The organism is Amycolatopsis sp. NPDC004368 (genome assembly GCF_053602515.1).
The window spans coordinates 108,897-126,634 of the sequence record NZ_JBSGDT010000010.1 but is presented as its reverse complement, the minus strand read 5'-3'; the positions used below and the strand labels follow the sequence as shown (position 1 = coordinate 126,634).

18 protein-coding genes are annotated in these 17,738 nt (G+C 71.3%); 9 read left to right on the top strand and 9 right to left on the bottom strand.

The annotated features are described in order from the left end of the window. Positions 1-33: 33 nt before the first annotated feature. Both rimO and ACWEOE_RS17155 read right to left on the bottom strand, forming a co-directional pair. Positions 34-1,482, bottom strand: a complete 1,449-nt coding sequence (gene rimO / locus ACWEOE_RS17160; protein WP_452009762.1) for a 30S ribosomal protein S12 methylthiotransferase RimO — start codon at positions 1,480-1,482, stop codon at positions 34-36. Positions 1,483-1,544: 62 nt separating this feature from the next. After that, positions 1,545-3,596, bottom strand: coding sequence for an acyltransferase family protein (locus ACWEOE_RS17155; RefSeq protein ID WP_452009759.1), 2,052 nt, complete (start codon positions 3,594-3,596; stop codon positions 1,545-1,547). Positions 3,597-3,783: 187 nt separating this feature from the next. Between ACWEOE_RS17155 and ACWEOE_RS17150 the strand changes: the two genes are divergently transcribed. After that, positions 3,784-4,308 (top strand): amino-acid N-acetyltransferase, encoded by a 525-nt coding sequence (locus ACWEOE_RS17150; protein ID WP_452009757.1) that lies wholly within the window; start codon positions 3,784-3,786, stop codon positions 4,306-4,308. Here the strand turns inward: ACWEOE_RS17150 and ACWEOE_RS17145 are convergent. After that, positions 4,305-4,463 carry a hypothetical protein gene (locus ACWEOE_RS17145; protein ID WP_452009754.1) on the bottom strand — a complete coding sequence of 53 codons (159 nt, stop codon included), beginning with the start codon at positions 4,461-4,463 and terminating at the stop codon, positions 4,305-4,307. The genes ACWEOE_RS17150 and ACWEOE_RS17145 overlap by 4 nt on opposite strands. Between ACWEOE_RS17145 and ACWEOE_RS17140 the strand changes: the two genes are divergently transcribed. The 3 genes from ACWEOE_RS17140 to ACWEOE_RS17130 all read left to right on the top strand — a co-directional run bounded on the left by ACWEOE_RS17140 (position 4,462) and on the right by ACWEOE_RS17130 (position 8,371). Then, positions 4,462-5,118: a helix-turn-helix domain-containing protein gene (locus tag ACWEOE_RS17140; RefSeq protein WP_452009751.1), complete on the top strand. Its 657-nt coding sequence runs from the start codon at positions 4,462-4,464 to the stop codon at positions 5,116-5,118. The genes ACWEOE_RS17145 and ACWEOE_RS17140 overlap by 2 nt on opposite strands. Before the next feature lie 103 nt (positions 5,119-5,221). Beyond that, positions 5,222-7,984 carry a BTAD domain-containing putative transcriptional regulator gene (locus tag ACWEOE_RS17135; protein ID WP_452009749.1) on the top strand — a complete coding sequence of 921 codons (2,763 nt, stop codon included), beginning with the start codon at positions 5,222-5,224 and terminating at the stop codon, positions 7,982-7,984. Positions 7,985-8,164: 180 nt separating this feature from the next. Further along, entirely contained in the window at positions 8,165-8,371 is a 207-nt protein-coding gene (locus tag ACWEOE_RS17130) for a hypothetical protein (RefSeq protein WP_452009747.1), read from the top strand. A gap of 114 nt (positions 8,372-8,485) precedes the next feature. On the opposite strand, the gene ACWEOE_RS17125 is transcribed toward ACWEOE_RS17130, so the two are convergent. From ACWEOE_RS17125 to ACWEOE_RS17110, 4 genes are read right to left on the bottom strand one after another with little or no spacing between them, the layout of a single operon-like run. Then, a complete protein-coding gene (locus tag ACWEOE_RS17125) occupies positions 8,486-8,923 on the bottom strand; it encodes a hypothetical protein (protein ID WP_452009744.1) in 438 nt (145 codons plus the stop codon). Positions 8,924-8,941: 18 nt separating this feature from the next. Beyond that, entirely contained in the window at positions 8,942-9,313 is a 372-nt protein-coding gene (locus ACWEOE_RS17120) for an RloB family protein (RefSeq protein WP_452009742.1), read from the bottom strand. Then, on the bottom strand, positions 9,313-10,335 hold the full coding sequence (locus tag ACWEOE_RS17115) for an AAA family ATPase (RefSeq protein WP_452009739.1): 1,023 nt from the start codon (positions 10,333-10,335) through the stop codon (positions 9,313-9,315). The genes ACWEOE_RS17120 and ACWEOE_RS17115 overlap by 1 nt, the downstream gene beginning before the upstream one ends. 55 nt (positions 10,336-10,390) lie before the next feature. Continuing rightward, entirely contained in the window at positions 10,391-12,721 is a 2,331-nt protein-coding gene (locus ACWEOE_RS17110; RefSeq protein ID WP_452009736.1) for a DNA translocase FtsK, read from the bottom strand. Here ACWEOE_RS17110 and ACWEOE_RS17105 point away from each other — a divergent pair. Further along, on the top strand, positions 12,711-12,935 hold the full coding sequence (locus ACWEOE_RS17105; protein WP_452009733.1) for a hypothetical protein: 225 nt from the start codon (positions 12,711-12,713) through the stop codon (positions 12,933-12,935). The genes ACWEOE_RS17110 and ACWEOE_RS17105 overlap by 11 nt on opposite strands. An 87-nt stretch (positions 12,936-13,022) precedes the next feature. Here ACWEOE_RS17105 and ACWEOE_RS17100 read toward each other — a convergent pair whose 3' ends face one another. Continuing rightward, entirely contained in the window at positions 13,023-13,352 is a 330-nt protein-coding gene (locus ACWEOE_RS17100) for a hypothetical protein (RefSeq protein WP_452009730.1), read from the bottom strand. A gap of 88 nt (positions 13,353-13,440) precedes the next feature. On the opposite strand from ACWEOE_RS17100, the gene ACWEOE_RS17095 reads away from it, so the two are divergent. The 3 genes from ACWEOE_RS17095 (at position 13,441) to ACWEOE_RS17085 (ending at position 16,017) form a co-directional block, all read left to right on the top strand. Beyond that, a complete protein-coding gene (locus ACWEOE_RS17095; protein WP_452009728.1) occupies positions 13,441-14,265 on the top strand; it encodes a lysophospholipid acyltransferase family protein in 825 nt (274 codons plus the stop codon). Positions 14,266-14,415: 150 nt separating this feature from the next. Then, the gene (gene wrbA / locus ACWEOE_RS17090; protein WP_452009725.1) at positions 14,416-15,030 is read left to right on the top strand and encodes an NAD(P)H:quinone oxidoreductase; all 615 of its coding nucleotides are present in this window, start codon (positions 14,416-14,418) and stop codon (positions 15,028-15,030) included. Between the two features lie 42 nt (positions 15,031-15,072). Then, positions 15,073-16,017, top strand: a complete 945-nt coding sequence (locus tag ACWEOE_RS17085; RefSeq protein ID WP_452009722.1) for an EamA family transporter — start codon at positions 15,073-15,075, stop codon at positions 16,015-16,017. 3 nt (positions 16,018-16,020) lie between these two features. Here ACWEOE_RS17085 and ACWEOE_RS17080 read toward each other — a convergent pair whose 3' ends face one another. After that, positions 16,021-16,800, bottom strand: coding sequence for a FadR/GntR family transcriptional regulator (locus ACWEOE_RS17080; protein WP_452009719.1), 780 nt, complete (start codon positions 16,798-16,800; stop codon positions 16,021-16,023). 200 nt (positions 16,801-17,000) lie between these two features. On the opposite strand from ACWEOE_RS17080, the gene ACWEOE_RS17075 reads away from it, so the two are divergent. Further along, positions 17,001-17,708 (top strand): class II aldolase/adducin family protein, encoded by a 708-nt coding sequence (locus ACWEOE_RS17075; protein WP_452009716.1) that lies wholly within the window; start codon positions 17,001-17,003, stop codon positions 17,706-17,708. Positions 17,709-17,738 lie beyond the last annotated feature (30 nt).

The following is a 17,738-nucleotide window of genomic DNA, read 5'->3' as shown; positions in this document are numbered from 1 at the left end:
TCACACCCTCGCCGGCGTCGCTCGGTGCGGCACTCACCGGTCCGCGTCCGGTACCGGACGGACGATCAGGTCGACCCCGGCGGAGTCGACGACCTCGCAGCGCACCAGATCGCCCACCTCGACGGCGGCGCGGTCCGGGTCCTCGAGGATCACGCACTCGCCGTCGACCTCGGGGGCCTGGTGGGCGGCGCGGCCCACGGCGTCGTCGCCGTCCTCGGCCGCCTGCTCCACCAGGACGGTCACGAACGTGCCGATGCGGTCCTCGGCCCGCTGGGCGGTGAGTTCCTCCACGAGCGCCGAGATCCGCGTGACGCGCTCGGTGACCACGGCGGGGTCCAGCTTGCCGTCGAAGGACTCGGCCTCCGTGCCGTCCTCGTCGGAGTAGCCGAACACGCCGACGGCGTCGAGCCGCGCGCCGGTGAGGAAGCGTTCGAGCTCCGCGAGGTCGTCCTCGGTCTCGCCGGGGAAGCCGACGATCACGTTGGTGCGGATGCCGGCTTCGGGCGCGTACTCGCGGATCTGCTCGGTGAGCGCGAGGAACGAGTCGGTGGACCCGAACCGGCGCATCCGGCGCAGCACCTGCTCGCTCGAGTGCTGGAACGACAGGTCGAAGTAGTCGGCGACGCCCGGCGTGGTCGCGATCGCCTTCACCAGCTGCGGCCGCGTTTCGGCGGGCTGCAGGTAGGACACGCGCACGCGGTCGATGCCCTCGATCCCGGCCAGGCGCGGCAGGAGCAGCTCGAGCGCACGCGTGCCGTCGCGGCCGAAGTCCTTGCCGTAGGAGGTGGAGTTCTCGCTGACGAGGAACAGCTCCTTCACGCCGTTCTCCGCGAGCCAGCGCGCCTCGGCCACGATCTCGTCGGGCTGCCGCGACACGAACGAGCCGCGGAACGACGGGATCGCGCAGAACGAGCAGCGGCGGTCACAGCCCGACGCGATCTTCAGCGCCGCCACGGGCGAGTCGTCGAGCCGGGTGCGCAGCACGCGCGGGCCCCAGCCGTGCTGGGCGTGGCCGGGGACCTCGACGGTCTCCGCGGCCGCCGGCCGCTGCACCGGGCTGATCGGCAGCAGCTTGCGCCGGTCCGACGGCGTGTGGGACACGACCGTGCGGCCCGCCACCACGTCGTCGAGGCGGTCGGACAGCTCCGCGTAGTGGTCGAACCCGAGCACGGCGTCGGCCTCGGGCAGGCTCTCGGCCAGCTCCGTGCCGTAGCGCTCCGCCATGCACCCGACGGCCACGACCTTGCGGCCGGTGTCGGACGCCGCGAGCAACGTGTCGACCGAGTCCTTCTTGGCCGACTCCACGAAGCCGCACGTGTTCACCACGACGACGTCGGAGTCCTCGGGGTCCGCCGCCAGCTCCCAGCCCCCGGCCGCGAGCCGTCCGGCCAGCTCCTCGGAGTCGACCTCGTTGCGGGCGCAGCCCAGGGTCACGAGGGAGACACGACGGCTGCGGGCTGGCTCAGTGGTGGGAGAAGGCACGACGTTCAGGGTAGCCGCCACACCCTCGCCACCCGGCGACGGCGTCACCCAGTGCGGTGGGCTCACCACTTCAGGGCGGCCTTCATCTGCTTGTCCGCGATCGGCGCCAGCGTCGTGAGGAAGGTGGCGGTGAGGTGGTTGTCGTCCATGTACACGAGCACGTTGCCGACCACCGGAGGACAGGTGGTCTTGTCACAGAAGTAATCCGTGAAGTCCAGGAACGAGACGTTGTCCGGCACGCCCGGGGCTGTCGTGTACGTCGGCGTCGCGGGTTGCACGTCCGCGCGGTCGACGACGCAGCTCGGGTCCGTCGGGCTGCGCTCGGCGACGCAGGCGGCCATGTTGAAGGAGAACCGCGGGTTGTCGCGCAGGGCCACGACCGGGATGCCGGCCTTGTCCAGCACCGACCACTGGTCGACGAAGCCGGCCGGGGTCGTCTCGGTGATGCCGCCGCCGTGGGTGTTCACGCTGGCGACCGTGACGACGGCGTCGGGGTGCAGGGCGACGATCTCTTCGGCCGCGGCCTTGTTCCAGTCGATGCAGGGCTGGTCGCCCGGCATCAGGTCCGGGGTGGTGGAGAAGGGGCACGCGCCCTTGAGCATCGACGTGACGGCCCAGCCCTCGCTCTTCACCATCGGCAGGAAGGCCGCGAGGTACTGCTGCATGTGCGAGTCGCCGACGAGGACCACGCGCTTTTTCGGCGGGCCGTCGGGGTTCTGGGTGCAGACCTTCAGCTCGTCGTCTCGCGGCGACATCGTGCACTTGTCGTCGGGGATGCCGGCCCAGTCCTCGGGCAGCTTGAGCGTGGGCGGCACGATCGAGGGCGAGGGCGAGCCGCGGTAGACGAAGCCGGCGGTGTGGGCCGCGGCGCCGGGGTGGTCGGGGTCGTCGACGGCGATCGTGTAGTTGGCCTCCGCCGTGGTGTAGACACCCCAGCCGCCGGCCGCGATCAGCACCGGAGCGAGCGCCAGGACGCCGAAGCGGTAGGCGCCCCAGCGTTTCACCGTGCCGATCTTCGAGAGCCGGATCGGGTTCTCGATGAAGTGGTAGGTGACGATCGAGAGCACGAACGACACGCCGATGACCACCGCCCCGCCGAGCAGGCCGACGGCCGAGCGGTCGCGCACGACCAGGTAGAAGACCAGTACCGGCCAGTGCCACAGGTACAGCGAGAAGCTCAGGTTGCCGAGGTAGCCCAGCGGTTTCGAGCTGAGCCACCGGTCGGCGCCGAAGACGGTGTCGGTCTGGCCCGCCACGAGCACGAGCCCGGCCGAGAGCGTCGGCCACAACGCGATCCAGCCGGGGAACACGGAGTCGACGCGCAGCACGATGCCGCACAGCACCAGCCCGGCCACGCCGATCCAGCCGAGCACCACGCGCAGGCCCCGGGGCAGCGTGAACGCGTCGAGGAACATCACCATCAGCCCGCCGAGCGCGAACTCCCACACGCGGGTGAGGCCGTGGAAGTAGGCCAGCGGCTGGTCGACCGCGGTGAGGTACACCGAGTACGCCAACGAGACCACGAACAGCGTGACGAGCAGCGTGTTGATCGTGTGCCGCAGTGAAAGCCCCAGCTTGCGCACGAGGAAGCCGAGCGCGACGAAGATCAGTGGCCACAGCAGGTAGAACTGGCCCTGGATCGACAGCGACCAGAAGTGCTGAACCAGGCTCGCGCTGTTGTGCTGGGCGAAGTAGTCGACCGAGTCGGCGGCCAGCTGCCAGTTCTCGTAGAACAGCGCGGAGGCGAAGACCTCGCGGATCGACTGGAACCAGCGGTCCTCGGGCAGCAGCAGCGTGGAAACGACCACCACCGTGAGCAGCACGGTCATCGCGGCCGGGAAGAGCCGCTTGATCATCCGGCCCCACATCGGCCGCAGCTCGATCCTCCCGCGCAGCAGCGCGCGGTAGAGCTGTCCGGTGATGAGGAAGCCCGAGACCAGGAAGAACACGTCGACGCCGCCGGAGATCCGGTCGAGCCAGACGTGGTACACGACCACGAGCAGCGACGCGAGGGCGCGCACGCCCTGCAGCTCGGGCCGGAAGCGAGCTTGCGCCGACGACGGCGCGGGGGGCTGACCGGGTCGTTCGGGGGCGACCACGGTGGTGCCGGACATGCACGTCCTCCCCATGAGGCCACGCACGGCGGCCGGATGTACTGAGCGGCTACGAGTCAGGAGCAGGTTGCATAGCGAGGTAAACCTTCTCCATAGCTATACGTGAAGGGCCTTCCGCTCACACAACCGGGGTACCTCGATCGGGCCTTGCGGGCCGCCGGGCGCCGCGGTCGATATGTTGGACCGTGTGCCCCTCGACTCCGTCCGCCCCACCGTCCGCCGCGCGCGCATAGCCGACGTCCGCAAGATCAAAGCCCTCGTCGACGCCGACGCCGGGCGAGTGCTGCTCGAAAAAGACCTGGTCACGCTGTACGAGGCGATCCAGGAGTTCTGGGTGGTGGTGGACGAGGATCCGTCCGGCGACGAGGAAGTGCTCGGCGCCGCCGCGCTGCACGTGCTGTGGGAGGACATCGCCGAGCTGCGCACGGTCGTGGTCGACAAGGCCGCGCGCGGGCGGGGCATCGGGCACGCGCTGGTGGGCCGGCTCGTCGACGAGGCCCGCGACCTCGGGCTCAAGCGGCTGTTCGTGCTGACCTTCGAGACCGGGTTCTTCCTGCGCCACGGCTTCGTCGAGATCGACGGCACCCCGGTGTCGCACGAGGTCTACGAGGAGATGCGCCACTCGCTCGACCCGGGTGTCGCGGAGTTCCTCGACCTGCCGTACGTGAAGCCGAACACGCTGGGCAACTCCCGCATGCTGCTGGAGTTCTAGCGGCGGCTCACAAGCCGCCCGCGCGCCGCGTTGAGAAATCGATCAGACGCGTCGGCGAGGCTGCACGACGTGACCTGCTTCAGCACGACGCCCGCCACTGCCCCGAGCGGCTCGCCCGGCCGTGGCGCCAGGGCGGCATCGATCGGCAAAGCCATGACCGTTCAGGCCCTGCTCGCCGAGGGGGGCCACCCCCTGCGGCTCACGGAGATCAGCCGGCGGTGTGCACTCGCCAAGTCGACCACCCACCGGATACTCGCCGCGCTGCTGGATGCGGGGCTCGTGACCCGCGCCGGCAACGGCTACCGCGCGGTGGGCTCGTCGGTGCCCACGTGGGAACCGTGGACGCTGCGGTGGCTGGCCCCCTTCGTCGGTGACCTGTACGCGCAGACGCGGCTGACCACCCGGCTCGCCGTGCTCGACGGCGACGAGGTGGTCTACCCCCGGCAGGTGCACGGCCACGACGACGTGTGGACCCGCGCCGACGAATCGGGCCGCGCGAGCGCGTTGCGGACTGCCGCCGGCTGGGCGTTGCTCGCCGCCGATCCGCGGGCGATGTCCGGGGATGAAGGGCTGGACCCGGACGAGTTCACGAAGTTCACGCTCGATCTGGCCCGGACCCAGCGTGCCGGGTTCGCAGCCCGTGATCACGACGGCGTCGCCAGCCTCGCGATCGCCGTGCCGGGCGCGCCCGGGTTCGCGTTCGAGGTCAAGGGCCGGGCACCCCTGCCGCACCGGGACCGGGTCCTGTTCCACCTCCGCGCCACGGCCCGCGCGGCCACGGTCACAGCACATTCGGCTCACGCATCGTGACTGTCTGATCAAACCGCGTGGTCAGAAGCCTCGGACCACGCCACTGCGCCGTTACGGTTGCGATTGATCCCTCTCGCCGGGGACCCGCGATCGGAGGAGCTCGATGGCCACCGGGGTGCAGCCGGACCTGGTGGTCCGCTTGCTCGGTCCGATCGGCGCGGATCGCGGCGGCGTTCCGGTCGACCTGGGCCCGCCCGCCGCGCTGACAGTGTTCGCCGTGCTCGCGAACCGCGCCGGGCGCCCCGCGGGGCTCGACGAGCTGAGCGAAGCCGTGTGGGGCGCGGCCGCCCCGAGATCCGCCCACGGCGCCCTCTACGGCTACGTCTCCCGCCTGCGCAAGGCGCTCGAACCCGATCGCACCCGGTCGGCCAAACCACGGTTCCTGGTGAGCGGGCCAGCCGGCTACGCGCTCGTGCTGCCCCCGGACGCCGCCGATTTCACGCGCTTCGCCGGCTCGGCCGCGCGGGCCCAGCGGCACTGGGCGGCGAAAGAGTTCGACGAGGCGCTGAACAGCTGCGACGAGGCGCTCGCCTGCTGGACCGGTCCGTCCTGGGGCGGCGGTGTGGGACCGTTCGCGGAGGCCGAGCGATCGCGGCTGGACCAGGCGCGCGCCGACGTCCAGGAGCTGCGTTGTGCCGCCTTGCTCGAGCTGGGCGCGAGCACACAGGCCGTGCCCGTGCTCACGGAGCTTGTGGCGGAACATCCGCTGCGGGAGCGTCTGCACGAATTGCTCGTGCTGGCGTTGCACGGCACCGGGCGGCAGGCCGAGGCGCTCGCCGCCTATCAGGCTGTGCGTACGCAGCTCGTCGAAGAGCTCGGCGTCGAACCCGGTCCCGCGCTGCGCCGCGCTCATCAGCTGGTCCTTGCCGGTGAGGACCCGGCGCCGGCCCGGATCGTCCCCGCGCAGCTGCCGCGTTCCGTGACGGCCTTCACCGGCCGGGAAGAGCCGCTGCGCCGGGTCCTCGACGTGAACGCGTCGGCTCGGGACACGACGCCGATCTGCACCATCGACGGTCCGGCCGGCATCGGCAAAACCGCGTTCGCGCTGCACGCCGCGCACCGCGTGTCGCCCGATTTCCCCGACGGCCGGCTATTTCTCGACCTGCGCGGGTTCGACCCGCGGTTCCCGCCGCTCAGCCCCGACGAAGCGCTCGATCGGCTGCTGCGCTCGCTGGGCGGCGATCCGCGTGCCGACCACCCCGATCTCGACGCGAAGGCCGCCACGTACCGCTCGCTCCTGTCCGGGAAACGAGTGCTGGTGGTGCTGGACAACGCCGTCAGCGCGGAGCAGGTGCGGCCGTTGCTGCCGGGTACGCCCGGCTGCCTGACCCTGGTGACCAGCCGTGATCGGCTCGCCGGCCTGGCCGCGCGCGACGGTGCCACCCGGATCGGGCTCGGCCTGCTGTCGCCCGAGGAGTCGGCTGCCCTGCTGAGCGGCGACGCGGAGGCGGCCGACCCCGCGCTGACCGCCGAGCTGGCGCGTCTCTGCGGGCACCTGCCTCTGGCGCTGCGGATCGCCGCGGAGCGCACGCACGCCTTCTACGGCGTCGCCGAACTGGTGCGCGACCTCCGCTGCGAGCACGCTCGCCTGGACACCCTCACGGCGCCCGACGACGAAGCGTCGATGCTGCGCGCGGTGTTCTCCTGGTCTTACCAAGCTCTGAAACCGCCTGAGGCACAAGCGTTCCGGCTGCTTTCCACCCACCCGGGTGTCCACTTCGGACTGTCAGACTCCGCCGCCCTGCTCGGTGTCGACGTACCGGCGGCTCGCAGGACGCTGGACCGGCTCGCCCGGCTGCACCTGATCGAGCAGACCGCGCCGGACCGGTACACGTTCCACGACCTCGTGCGGCTCTACGCCGGCGAGTGCGCGCAGCGGGACGAATCACCCGAGACCCGGCAGGCGGCGACACGCCGGTTGCTGCGCTGGTACGCCGCGGCCACGGCGGCGGCCCGCGCGGTGCTCGCGCCCGGGTTCGGCCCGGTGGACCTCACGGCTTTCCCGGCGGGCGGTCCGGTCCCGGCCTTCGGCGGCTACGACCAAGCGCTCGAGTGGTCCGGTCGCGAGATGGCGACGCTGTGCGCCGCGCTCGGCGTCGCGGCAGAGGCCGAACCCGCCGAGTTCACCGCGCGGTTCGCCACTGCGCTCGGCGCGCTGTGCCACTGCACGAGCAGCTGGCGGGAATGGCTCGGCGTCGTCGAGCTCGGCCGCCGGGCCGCGCGGTCGAGCGGCGACCGGTTGGCCGGGGCGTTGCTGGAGAACGACGCCGGCGTCGCCCTGCACTTCCTCGGCCGCGTTGACGAAGCGATCGCCTGCCACGACGCGGCGGCGAGGATCCTCGCCGGGATCGACCGGCCCGACGACCAGGTTGTAGCGGCGAACCTCGCGGTGGCGCGATCGATGTCCGGTCGGCACCGCCGTAACCTCACGGCGCTCGACGAGGCCCTCGCCATCGCACGGCGACAAGGCAACGGGTTCCTCGAGGCTTCCGTGGAGGACAGTTTCGGCGCCGTCCTGTCGGCCCTCGGGCGGCACGGCGAAGCGGTCTCGCACGGCCTCCGCTCGGTGGACCTGCTGCGCGAGGTCGGCACCAGCCACATGCTCGCGCACGGCCTCACCCAGGTCGGGTTCTCGCTGCTGAGCGCCGGCGAGGCGGAATCCGCCGCTCGCCACCTCGGCGAAGCTGTCGATCTCTGGCGAGAGCTGGGCGATCACTGGGGTGCGGTGCACGCCGTCCCGGAGCTGGTCCGGAGCCTGCGGCTCGCCGGGCGGCCGGACGAAGCCCGCTCGGTGCTGTCCGGGGTCATCGAGGAGAACCCGGCCGGCTCCGCAGGGCTTGCCGCGCTGCTGGCGGACCTGAGCTGACGCCGTTTTCGAGGAGAAACTGCCGTTCCGTTCCGGCAGGACGGACCGAACGGGCCGCGTTCGCCACCGTTTGTTCCAGGGGTCGGGACGCGGCCGCTGCCGTGGCGCGCGAGTCGCTGTACTCGTCCTCACCAGCCCCGACCGGCCTCGGCGGGGAGCTTGCCCAGGAAGGAATCACCCATGAAGAACTCCCGCACCGTCGCCACGCGCGTCGCGTTCGCCCTCGCCGGCACCGCCGCCGCCGGCGCGCTCGCGCTCACCATCGGCACGGCCGCCGACTCGGCCGCCGGCGGCCCGGCGTCGGTCGACCTCGGCCACACGGCGACCACCGCCCACTCCGGCCACCAGGCGACGCTGGCCACCAACTGGCGCTACAACACCAAGTAGGACCTAGCTCCCTCGTGCCCCGGGTATGGACCGGCCCCGACCGGGTCCATACCCGGGGCTGGGTCGGGTCGTGCTCAGCCCGCCCTCGACGCAATCCATCGGGCGCTCGGCCGCTCAGGTGACCCGCAGGGTGATCCGCTCCCCCGCCCGGCTCACGTCGACGAGCTCGACGTGGGCCGCCGCGTATGTCGCTTCCTGCGGCCCGCGCCGTGCGGTGTGCAGCTGCGCCACCGTCTGCTCCCCGCGCCCCGGCTGACTCAGTGCCACGGCCACGACCGCGTCGCCGGGCCACACGCACGTGACGTTCGCCGGGCAGCGCGAGTCGTCGACCAGCCGGGTGTAGCGCACGGTCAGGTCCTTGGCGCTCACCTGCGCCTCCTGGCCGGCCCTCAGCGTCACGTCCCGCCCGGGCTCCGCCGCCACGGTCCCCGCCGCCGCTGCCGGTGGGCCGCCGGCCCCGTCGAGCGTGTGCGCGAGCGCCACGGAACTCCCCGCCCCCACCGCGAGCACGGCGACGGTCCCGATGGCCAGAGCGAGCTTGTGCGCGTCCATGTGCTCAGGACGGAACGATCACCGGTCCCGGTTGCACGGGCGCCGGATGATCTTCGCGACCAGCGTCCCGACCTGGGTCGACGGATTGATCTCATGGTCGGCCGAGTCCGCGCACGCCCGATTGACCGCGTCGTCGACTCCTCGCGCGAAATCCTCCAAGTCGAGCGAGGACTTCCGGTATCCGGGAACATGCTCGCGCAGCCGTCGCTCGACCTCGACGTACCGGGTCATCGGCGCGGCGCACGCTTCGAAATGGAGGAGAAGCCGGTATTCGAAACACGGGTTGGAGATGGCGAGGTTGATTCCGTGCCGACTGGCGACCACGAGCAGCGACGTGCGCTCCTCGCGAAATGCGCGTCGACGGCGGGTGGTGTTCTCGCGGCGAGTCATCAGCGGCGCAGCGCGCTCGTGAAATCGCCGAGGACCGGTACGGCTCCGTAGGCACCGGCGAGGTAGCGGCGTTCGGTGTTCTGGTCCTTGCGGGGCTTGAAATCGGAGAGCGGATAGAGCTCGCTGGCTCCGTCGCCGTTCTTGTCCACGAACCAGATCTCGTCGCGAGCCAGCACCTCGTCGCCCAGCATCGTGCCCAGCAATGTCGTGTCGTTGGTCGTGAAGATCAGCTGAGCTCCGGTCGTGTTCGTGGCCTCGTCGCGGAACAGGCCGATCAGCCTGGCCAGCAGTGCGGGATGCAGGCTGGTCTCCAGCTCGTCGACGACGAGCACCGCGCCGCGTTCGAGCGCCCCGAGCACCGACGGCAGAAGAGCCGGCCAGTTTCGGGTTCCCGCGGACTCGTCACCGAGCTCGAACACCTCACCCCGTGTTCCGTGGACGAGATTCACCTTCATCCGTCGGCTGTCGCCGCCCGGCCTGTCCGGCCCCAGGTGGACCACAAGATCGGTGATGCCGACGTCGGCGGCCTTGAGCAGTGACAAGGACCTGCCCGATCGTGCCGATTCGTCGAGCAGGTACGCCCCGATCCACTGCTCGAAGAACGCAGGTCCCGCGTTGGCCGACGCGCCGGGATCGACGACGTGCAGCCGCGAGACGAACCACTCGCAGACTGTCATCAGCGGTCCCAGCGACAACCGATCGCACTCGGCGAGCAGCAGCGTGTCCGGCCGGAGCAGTTCTTCGAGCAACCCGATCTTCGTGCGGAGATCCGTGACGGTGCTGCCGACCTTGACCGTCGCACCCGAGCGTTCGAACAGAACCCGCTTGCGCTTCTCGGGGTAGGAGTACAGCCACTCCTGCTCGATCACATCACCTTTGACCACGAAGCCGTAGGTGTCCGGGACGCCGTCGGCCAACAGGTCCGTGACGAAGACCGAAGGTCCGGCTTTTGCTCGCGGGTCGAGTTTGAAGGGCCTCTGGATCTTCGAAGCACTCAGACCACCTCCCCGAAGGAGCTTCACGCTGTTCTGTACCAGAAAACCGCATGGAACAGCGCGAAGCTCCACAGGGAGCCGATCAGAAGTCCTCGTCGTCCGAGTCGCTCGCCGGAGCGTCGCCGCCGCGGATCATGAACAGGACGCCTTCCAGTTCTTCCGGCTTGATGAGCACGTCGCGGGCCTTGGAGCCCTCCGAGGGACCCACCACGCCGCGGCTCTCGAGCAGGTCCATGAGGCGCCCGGCCTTGGCGAAGCCGACGCGGAGCTTGCGCTGCAGCATCGACGTGGAGCCGAACTGCGAGGTGACGATGAGCTCGGCGGCTTGGAGCAGCACGTCGAGGTCGTCGCCGATGTCGGGGTCGATCTCCTTCTTGTCGCCGGCCTTGGCGGCCGTGACGCCGTCGGTGTAGTCGGGCTGGGCCTGGTCCTTGGCGAAGGCGACGACGGCCGCGATCTCCTCGTCGCCGACGAAGGCGCCCTGGATGCGCACCGGCTTGCCGGCGCCCATGGGCAGGTAGAGCGCGTCGCCCATGCCGATCAGCTTCTCGGCGCCCGGCTGGTCGAGGATGACCCGCGAGTCGGTGAGCGACGAGGTGGCGAAGGCGAGCCGAGAGGGCACGTTGGTCTTGATCAGGCCGGTCACGACGTCGACCGACGGCCGCTGCGTGGCCAGCACCAGGTGGATGCCCGCGGCCCGCGCCTTCTGCGTGATGCGCACGATCGCGTCCTCGACGTCGCGGGGCGCGGTCATCATGAGGTCGGCCAGCTCGTCCACGATCGCCATGATGTACGGGTACGGCCGGTACTCGCGCTCGCTGCCCGGCGGCGCCGTGATCTCGCCCGAGCGCACCTTGCGGTTGTAGTCGTCGATGTGGCGGACCTTGTTGACCTGCATGTCCTGGTAGCGCTGCTCCATCTCCTCCACCAGCCAGGCCAGCGCGGCGGCGGCCTTCTTCGGCTGGGTGATGATGGGCGTGATCAGGTGCGGGATGCCCTCGTAGGGCGTCAGCTCGACCATCTTCGGGTCGATCAGGATCATGCGGCACTCGTCCGGCGTCGCGCGCGCGAGCAGCGACACCAGCATCGAGTTGACGAAACTGGACTTACCGGACCCGGTCGAGCCCGCCACCAGCAGGTGGGGCATCTTCGTGAGGTTCGCGGTGACGAAGTGGCCCTCGATGTCCTTGCCGAGGCCGATCACCATCGGGTGGTTGTCCTTGACGGTGGTCGGCGCGCGCAGCACATCGCCGAGGCGCACCATCTCGCGGTCGGAGTTCGGCACCTCGATGCCGACGGCCGACTTGCCGGGGATCGGCGCGAGCAGCCGGACGTTGTCCGTGGCCACGGCGTACGCGATGTTCTTCGTGAGCGCCGTGATCTTCTCGACCTTCACACCGGGGCCGAGCTCGACCTCGTAACGCGTGACCGTGGGACCGCGGGTGAAGCCGGTGACCTGGGCGTCGATGCTGAACTGGTCGAGCACGCCGGTGATCGCCTCGATCATGGCGTCGTTGGCCTTGCTGCGGGACTTCGGCGCGTCGCCGAGCTTCAGCAGGTCGGGCGAGGGCAGCTGGTAGTCGCCCTCGACGGTGCGCGTGACGGCCAGCGGCGGCTCCGGCGCCTTCTTCGGCTTCTTCTCGGGAACGTCCTCGACCGGCTTCGGCTTGGGCGGCCGCACGGGTGTCGCCGGCTCCGCCAGCATCGCGTCGAGGTCGAGCTGCTCGCCCTCGGTGTCCGCGCTGCTCTGCCGGCGCCGCGACGGCTTGCGCAGCCGCACGGCCTTCGGGTCGGCCTCGACGACCTCGTCGGGCTCGGGTCCGGTGTCCTCGCCCTCCAGGTCGGCCAGCTCGTCCTCGTCGAGCCCCCACGTGCGCAGGCGGTGCGGGATCTCGCGCACGGGCGTGCCGGTGAACACCAGCACGCCGAACAGCAGCGCCAGGATCAGCAACGGCACCGCCACCCACGTGGTGACGCCCTCGGTGAGCAGCCCGCCGGAGAACGCGCCGATGATGCCGCCGGCGTACATGCGCCCGTCGTTGGTGTCGGGCAGTGCGGTGAAGATGTGCAGCATTCCCAGCACGGACAGCACGACCAGCACCGTGCCGATCACCATCCGCGGCCGCGTCTCCGGCACGGGCTCCGAGCGCATCAGCGCCACCGCGACCACCACCAGCACCAGCGGCAAGGTGACGGCCCCAGCGCCCAGCACCGTGCGCGTCGCGATCTCCACGGCCTGGCCGATCGGCCCCGCGGCCCGCCACCACACCCCGACGGCCGCGACAATCGCCAGCGCGATCAGCCCCAGCGCCAGCCCGTCACGCCGGTGTTCGGGCTCCAGCTCCCGCGTGCGCCCGACCGTGCGGGCCAGCGAGCCGACCCCCTTGGCCACCAGGTTCCACGTGCCGCGCACCCCCCGCCCGAACGCCCCGGACGACTTCGCCCGCCCCCGCCTCGGCGCGGGCTTGCGCGCGGAGCTGCTCCGCGTCGAGCCACCGCGGGCCGGTGCGCGGCCCCCGGAGCTCCTCGGCTTGGCAGGCGTGCGCGAACCCCGCGCCGGCGCCTTCCCGCCGCTCGCCGCCGTGCTCCGCTTCCTCGTCGCCGACCCAGACATGCCTCCACGGTAACGGCCGGGGGCCGATAGTCCCATGCGCCACTCGCAGCGCAGGCGAAACAATCGTCACGGATACACCCGTCGACCTCGGGGTCGTCGCTCAGCAGAGTGGCGCGGCCGTCGCGACGATCCGTTCGGCCAAGGCCGGGTCGACAGTCACCTCGGCAGTGGTGAAGTACCAGGTCGCGTCGGCAAGGGCGGTCGCGTGGTCCCGGGCGTCGCAGAGCTCGTGGGCGTGGACGATCGCGCGGACCTCGTCCGGCGCGAGGGCGGGGTCGATCGCCCGCAGCGCCGCGACGTACGCCCGCTCGCGTGGGCCGACGGCGATCGCGCGCGACTTGGGGCGAGGTACCGGAGGAGGGACCGGTGCCGGGGTGCCGCAAGCGGTGAGGAGGACCAGTGCCCCGGCCAGGAGGAGAAGTGTGCGCACGGCCGCTACAGCGTGTCGGCGCGCTCGTTCGTTACTCGGGCGAGGCCACCCTTTCGAGGGGTGATCCACCGCATGACATGCTCTGCTCATGTTCGCGCTGCAGCAGAACGATGTGCCGGGCCCGCGCCGTGCGCCGGCGATCTGGCGGACGATGCTCAACATCGACCGCGGGCTGGTCAACATGGTCGGACGGCTCACGGTGTCGGGGGCGGTGCCGCGCGAGCTGAGGGGACGGCCGCTGCTCATGGCGGCGAACCACATCGGCGTGTTCGACGCGTTCGTGCTGATGGCGGCGTGCAAGCGAATCGGCATCAACCCGCGGTTCATGCTGGCCGGCGGGATCCTCGACGCGCCGGTGATCGGCCCGGCGCTGCGCGTGAGCGGGCACCTGCGGGTGGACCGCAAGCACGCGGCCACGGCCATCGGGCAGTTCACCGAGGCCGTGGAAGCGCTCAAGACGACCCACGAGCCCCTCATCGTCTACCCCGAGGGGCGCATCAGCCACGACCCGGGGCTCTGGCCCGAGCGTGGCAAGACCGGGGCCGCGCGGCTCGCGCTGGCCGCGGGTGTGCCGGTGATCCCGGTCAGCCAGTGGGGCGCGCACGAGGCGGTGTACTGGGGCACCGAGACGGTGAACGGCCCTGCCGACCTGGTCCCGCTCGCCCGCTCGGGCCTCAGCGCGCCCCTGCGGCGCCCCAGGTTCAAGGTGCACTTCGGGGCGCCGGTGGACCTGTCGGACGTCGAGCCGGCACGGCCCGGCGCCGGTGTGCGAGCGCACGCGAAGATCATGCAGGCCATCACCGACGGGCTGGTGCCGCTGCGCCGCGACGAGCCGGTGCGGCCGCGCTTCCACGACCCGACGCGGCCGACCGACACGGTCAGCCCGTGGAAGCCGCAGGCCCGGCACTCCTGAGCCCGCTGAGGGCCGACCGGGGTCCCCGGGCGCCGCGGAGCCTGATTCCGCCGGAGCAAAGGGCGGCCGGACGAGCGGCGGAAGCACCGGCTCCGTCCACCCCTCGGACATCACACCGCTGCCCCTGCCTTTCCCCTAGAGTCGCGGGGCGTGAGCACACGCATTCTCGTCGTTTACTACAGCGCCACCGGCAACACCGCCGCCCTCGCGTCCGCGTTGGCCGAGGGGGCCAGGGAGACCGGGGCGGACGTGCGGGTCCGCACCGTGCGCGAAACCGCGCCGCCCGAGGCGGTGGCGAGCAATCCGCGCTGGGCGGCCTGGGTGGAGTCCGGGCCGCACCACGAGTACGCCACGTTGGGCGACCTGGAGTGGGCCGACGGGCTGGCGGTGGGCAGCCCCACGCGGTTCGGTGGGCCCGCGGCGCAGCTGAAGTCCTTTTTGGACAGCACGGGTGGCCTGTGGGCACAGGGAAAGCTGGCCGACAAGGTCGCGACGTCGTTCACCACGGCGTCGACCGCGCACGGCGGGCTGGAGGCGACCGTGCTGGCCACGAACAACATCTTCTACCACTGGGGCGCCATCGTCGTGCCGCTCGGTTACGGCGACCCGCACCTGAAGGAGTCGGGCAACCCGTACGGCGGCTCGTTCGTGTCGCACAAGTCCGCCGCGCCCGACGAGCTGGCGCTCGGCGCGCTGCAGCGGCAGGGCAAGCGCCTGGCGACGATCACCACCCACATCGTCACCGGGCAGAAGGCTAACCACTAAATCGCTTTCACTGGTCACGCAGACGTCGTACTGTCGGCTACCGTGACCACCGAACTGCCCCTCGTCGCGCCGCCCCGAGTCGCGCACCGCGGCCGCGGGGTGGTGTTCGTGCTGCTCGCCGCGGTGTTCTTCAGCACGTCCGGCACGCTGGGCAAACCCGCGATGGCCGCCGGGATGACACCGGAGCAGGTGGCGACGTTCCGGATCGGCCTCGCGGCCCTGCTGCTGCTCGCCGGGACGGCCGTGGTCGCGCCGCGCACGCTCAAGGTGCGCCGCGGCGAGTGGCCGATGCTGCTCGCGTACGGGCTGCTCGGTGTGGCCGGCACGCAGCTCGCGTACTTCATCGCCGCCGACCGCGTGCCCGTGGGCATCGCGATCCTGCTCGAGTTCCTCTCCCCCGTGCTGGTCGCGCTGTGGGTGCGCGTGGTCCGCCGCACGCGCCTGCCGCGCGCGATGTGGGCGGGCATCGGCCTGGCCGTGGCGGGGCTCGCCCTCGTCGGTCAGGTCTGGCAGGGCCTCACGCTCGACGCGATCGGCGTGCTCGCGGGCGTGGGCGCCGCCGTGTGCTCCGCCGGTTACTTCCTCATCGGCGAACGCGCCGTCGCCGAACGCGATCCCGTCGGGCTGGTCACGTGGGGCATGGTCGTCGGCGCGGTGATCGTGTCCGTGGTGAGTCCACCGTGGACGATCCCGTGGCGGTTGTTCGACGACACCGTGGCGTTCGGCCCGTGGACGCCGCCGATCTGGCTGCTGCTGACAGTGCTGGTCCTGATCTCGACCGTGCTGTCGTACCTGCTCGGCATCACCTCGCTGCGCCACCTGCCCGCCTCGGTCGCCAGCGTGCTCGGCCTCCTGGAACCCGTCACCGCCACGGCCTTCGCGTGGGCCCTGCTCGGCGAGGCGCTGACCTGGCCCCAGGCGCTCGGTGCGGCGATCCTGCTCGGCGGAGCCTTTGTGGTGCAACGGTTTTCGAAGGGCGTCACCTAGCCGCTAGAGCTCCTTGCCCTTCTCCCGCGAAGCCTGCACGCGCGCGATCCGCTGCGACGTGCGGCGCAGGTGCTTGGCCATGATCTCGCTCGCCTTCTCCGCGTCCCGCGCGGCGATGGCCTCCACGAACTCGCGGTGCTCGCTGGTCCCCCGGTGACCCATCAGCGGCGCGGCCACCTGGGCCTCGCGCAGGGACATCAGCAGCGGGCCGTGGAAGGAGTGCACCAGCATCTCGATGGCGGCGTTGTGCGTGCACTGCGCCACTCGCACGTGGAACGCGGCCGACATCTCCATGCTGTACTCACCGCGTTTCAGCGCGGCCTGGTGTTCACGCGTCATCTCCCGCAGCTGTTCGACGTCCTCGTCGGTCGCCCGCTCGATCACCATCCCGATGATGCCGAGCTCCACCACCTGCCGCGCCTCGATGACCTCCGGCGCCGTCATCGGCGAGAGGTTCACGAGGTCGGCGAGGTTCGCCCCGAGCTTCGTCGACGAGGGCGTGGTGACGAACGCGCCGCCGCGCGCGCCGACGCGGATGGCGACCAGACCGGCGGCCTCCAGCACGCGCAGCGCCTCGCGGACGGTGACCCGGCTGACGCCCATCTGCTCGCACAGGGCGCGCTCGCTCGGCAACCGGTCACCGGGACGCAGTTTGTCGGCGCGGATGAGCGAGCGGATCTGCTCGACGATGACCTCCGACATCCGGTTCGACGACACCACGTCGAACAGCCCGCTGTCCGCCCGCGGAGCCGCCGCGGACCCACCCCGCCCTGCCTGTTCCATGCGCCGATCCTCTCACAGGAGCACGGAAACCTCCGGCGCCGCGACGCCCGCCCGGAGGGTTGACCGGCGGCTGGAGCGCGCCTTATGGTCATATCGTCGTTCGGACTAACCAATAGACCAGAACAGGCAGAGTCCAGACCAACCACACAGTCCGGACGACCCGTGGACCAGACCAACCGCCGCAACCGCCAGGAGGCACTGTGAGGGAGGCCGTCGCGCTCGCCTGCCGGGTGCTCGCCGCCACCGGGCTCGTCGAGCACGTGCTCGGCCACATCAGCGTGCGCACCTCGCCGGACGAGCTGCTGGTGCGCTGCCGCGGCCCCGAGGAAGCCGGCCTGAAGTACACGACGGCCGAGGACATCCGCCCGGTGCCGCTGCACGGCACACCCGAGACCGGCGCCTGGAGCGTGCCCAACGAGCTGCCGATCCACACCGAGGTGCTGCGGCGCCGGCCCGAGGTGACGGCCGTGGTCCACGCGCACCCGCCCGCCGTGGTGACCATGTCGCTCGCCGGGCTGCCGTGGCTGCCGCTGTTCGGCGCCTACGACATCCCGGCCGCGCGGCTGGCGGCCGACGGCATCCCCGTGTGGCCGCGCTCGGTGCTGGTCAACGACCACGACCTCGCCGGGCGCATGGCCGACGCGCTCGGCGACCGCCCGGTGCTGGTCCTCAGTGGACACGGGCTGGTCAGCGTCGCCGGCGGCGACCCCGAGACCGCGGTGGCGCGAGCGGTGCTGCAGGCCATGGCCGTCGACACGCTGGCGCGCCACACCCTCGCCGTGGCCCAGGCCGGCGGGAAGGCGGTGGCGATCCCCGACGAGGACCTCGCGCTCCTGCCCGACCTGGGCGGGTCGTTCAACGTCACGACCCTGTGGCGGCACGTGGTGCGGCGCACCGAAAACCCCTGAAGTCCCGCCGAGTACGACAAGGAGAGCAGC

Excerpts from the sequence above, each read along its gene's own strand:
- ACWEOE_RS17155 (WP_452009759.1), bottom strand. The coding sequence starts at position 3,596 with ATGTCCGGCACCACCGTGGTCGCCCCCGAACGACCCGGTCAGCCCCCC.
- ACWEOE_RS17140 (WP_452009751.1), top strand. The coding sequence starts at position 4,462 with ATGACCGTTCAGGCCCTGCTCGCCGAGGGGGGCCACCCCCTGCGGCTC.
- ACWEOE_RS17145 (WP_452009754.1), bottom strand. The coding sequence starts at position 4,463 with ATGGCTTTGCCGATCGATGCCGCCCTGGCGCCACGGCCGGGCGAGCCG.
- ACWEOE_RS17135 (WP_452009749.1), top strand. The coding sequence starts at position 5,222 with ATGGCCACCGGGGTGCAGCCGGACCTGGTGGTCCGCTTGCTCGGTCCG.
- ACWEOE_RS17130 (WP_452009747.1), top strand. The coding sequence starts at position 8,165 with ATGAAGAACTCCCGCACCGTCGCCACGCGCGTCGCGTTCGCCCTCGCC.
- ACWEOE_RS17125 (WP_452009744.1), bottom strand. The coding sequence starts at position 8,923 with ATGGACGCGCACAAGCTCGCTCTGGCCATCGGGACCGTCGCCGTGCTC.
- ACWEOE_RS17120 (WP_452009742.1), bottom strand. The coding sequence starts at position 9,313 with ATGACTCGCCGCGAGAACACCACCCGCCGTCGACGCGCATTTCGCGAG.
- ACWEOE_RS17095 (WP_452009728.1), top strand. The coding sequence starts at position 13,441 with ATGTTCGCGCTGCAGCAGAACGATGTGCCGGGCCCGCGCCGTGCGCCG.
- ACWEOE_RS17080 (WP_452009719.1), bottom strand. The coding sequence starts at position 16,800 with ATGGAACAGGCAGGGCGGGGTGGGTCCGCGGCGGCTCCGCGGGCGGAC.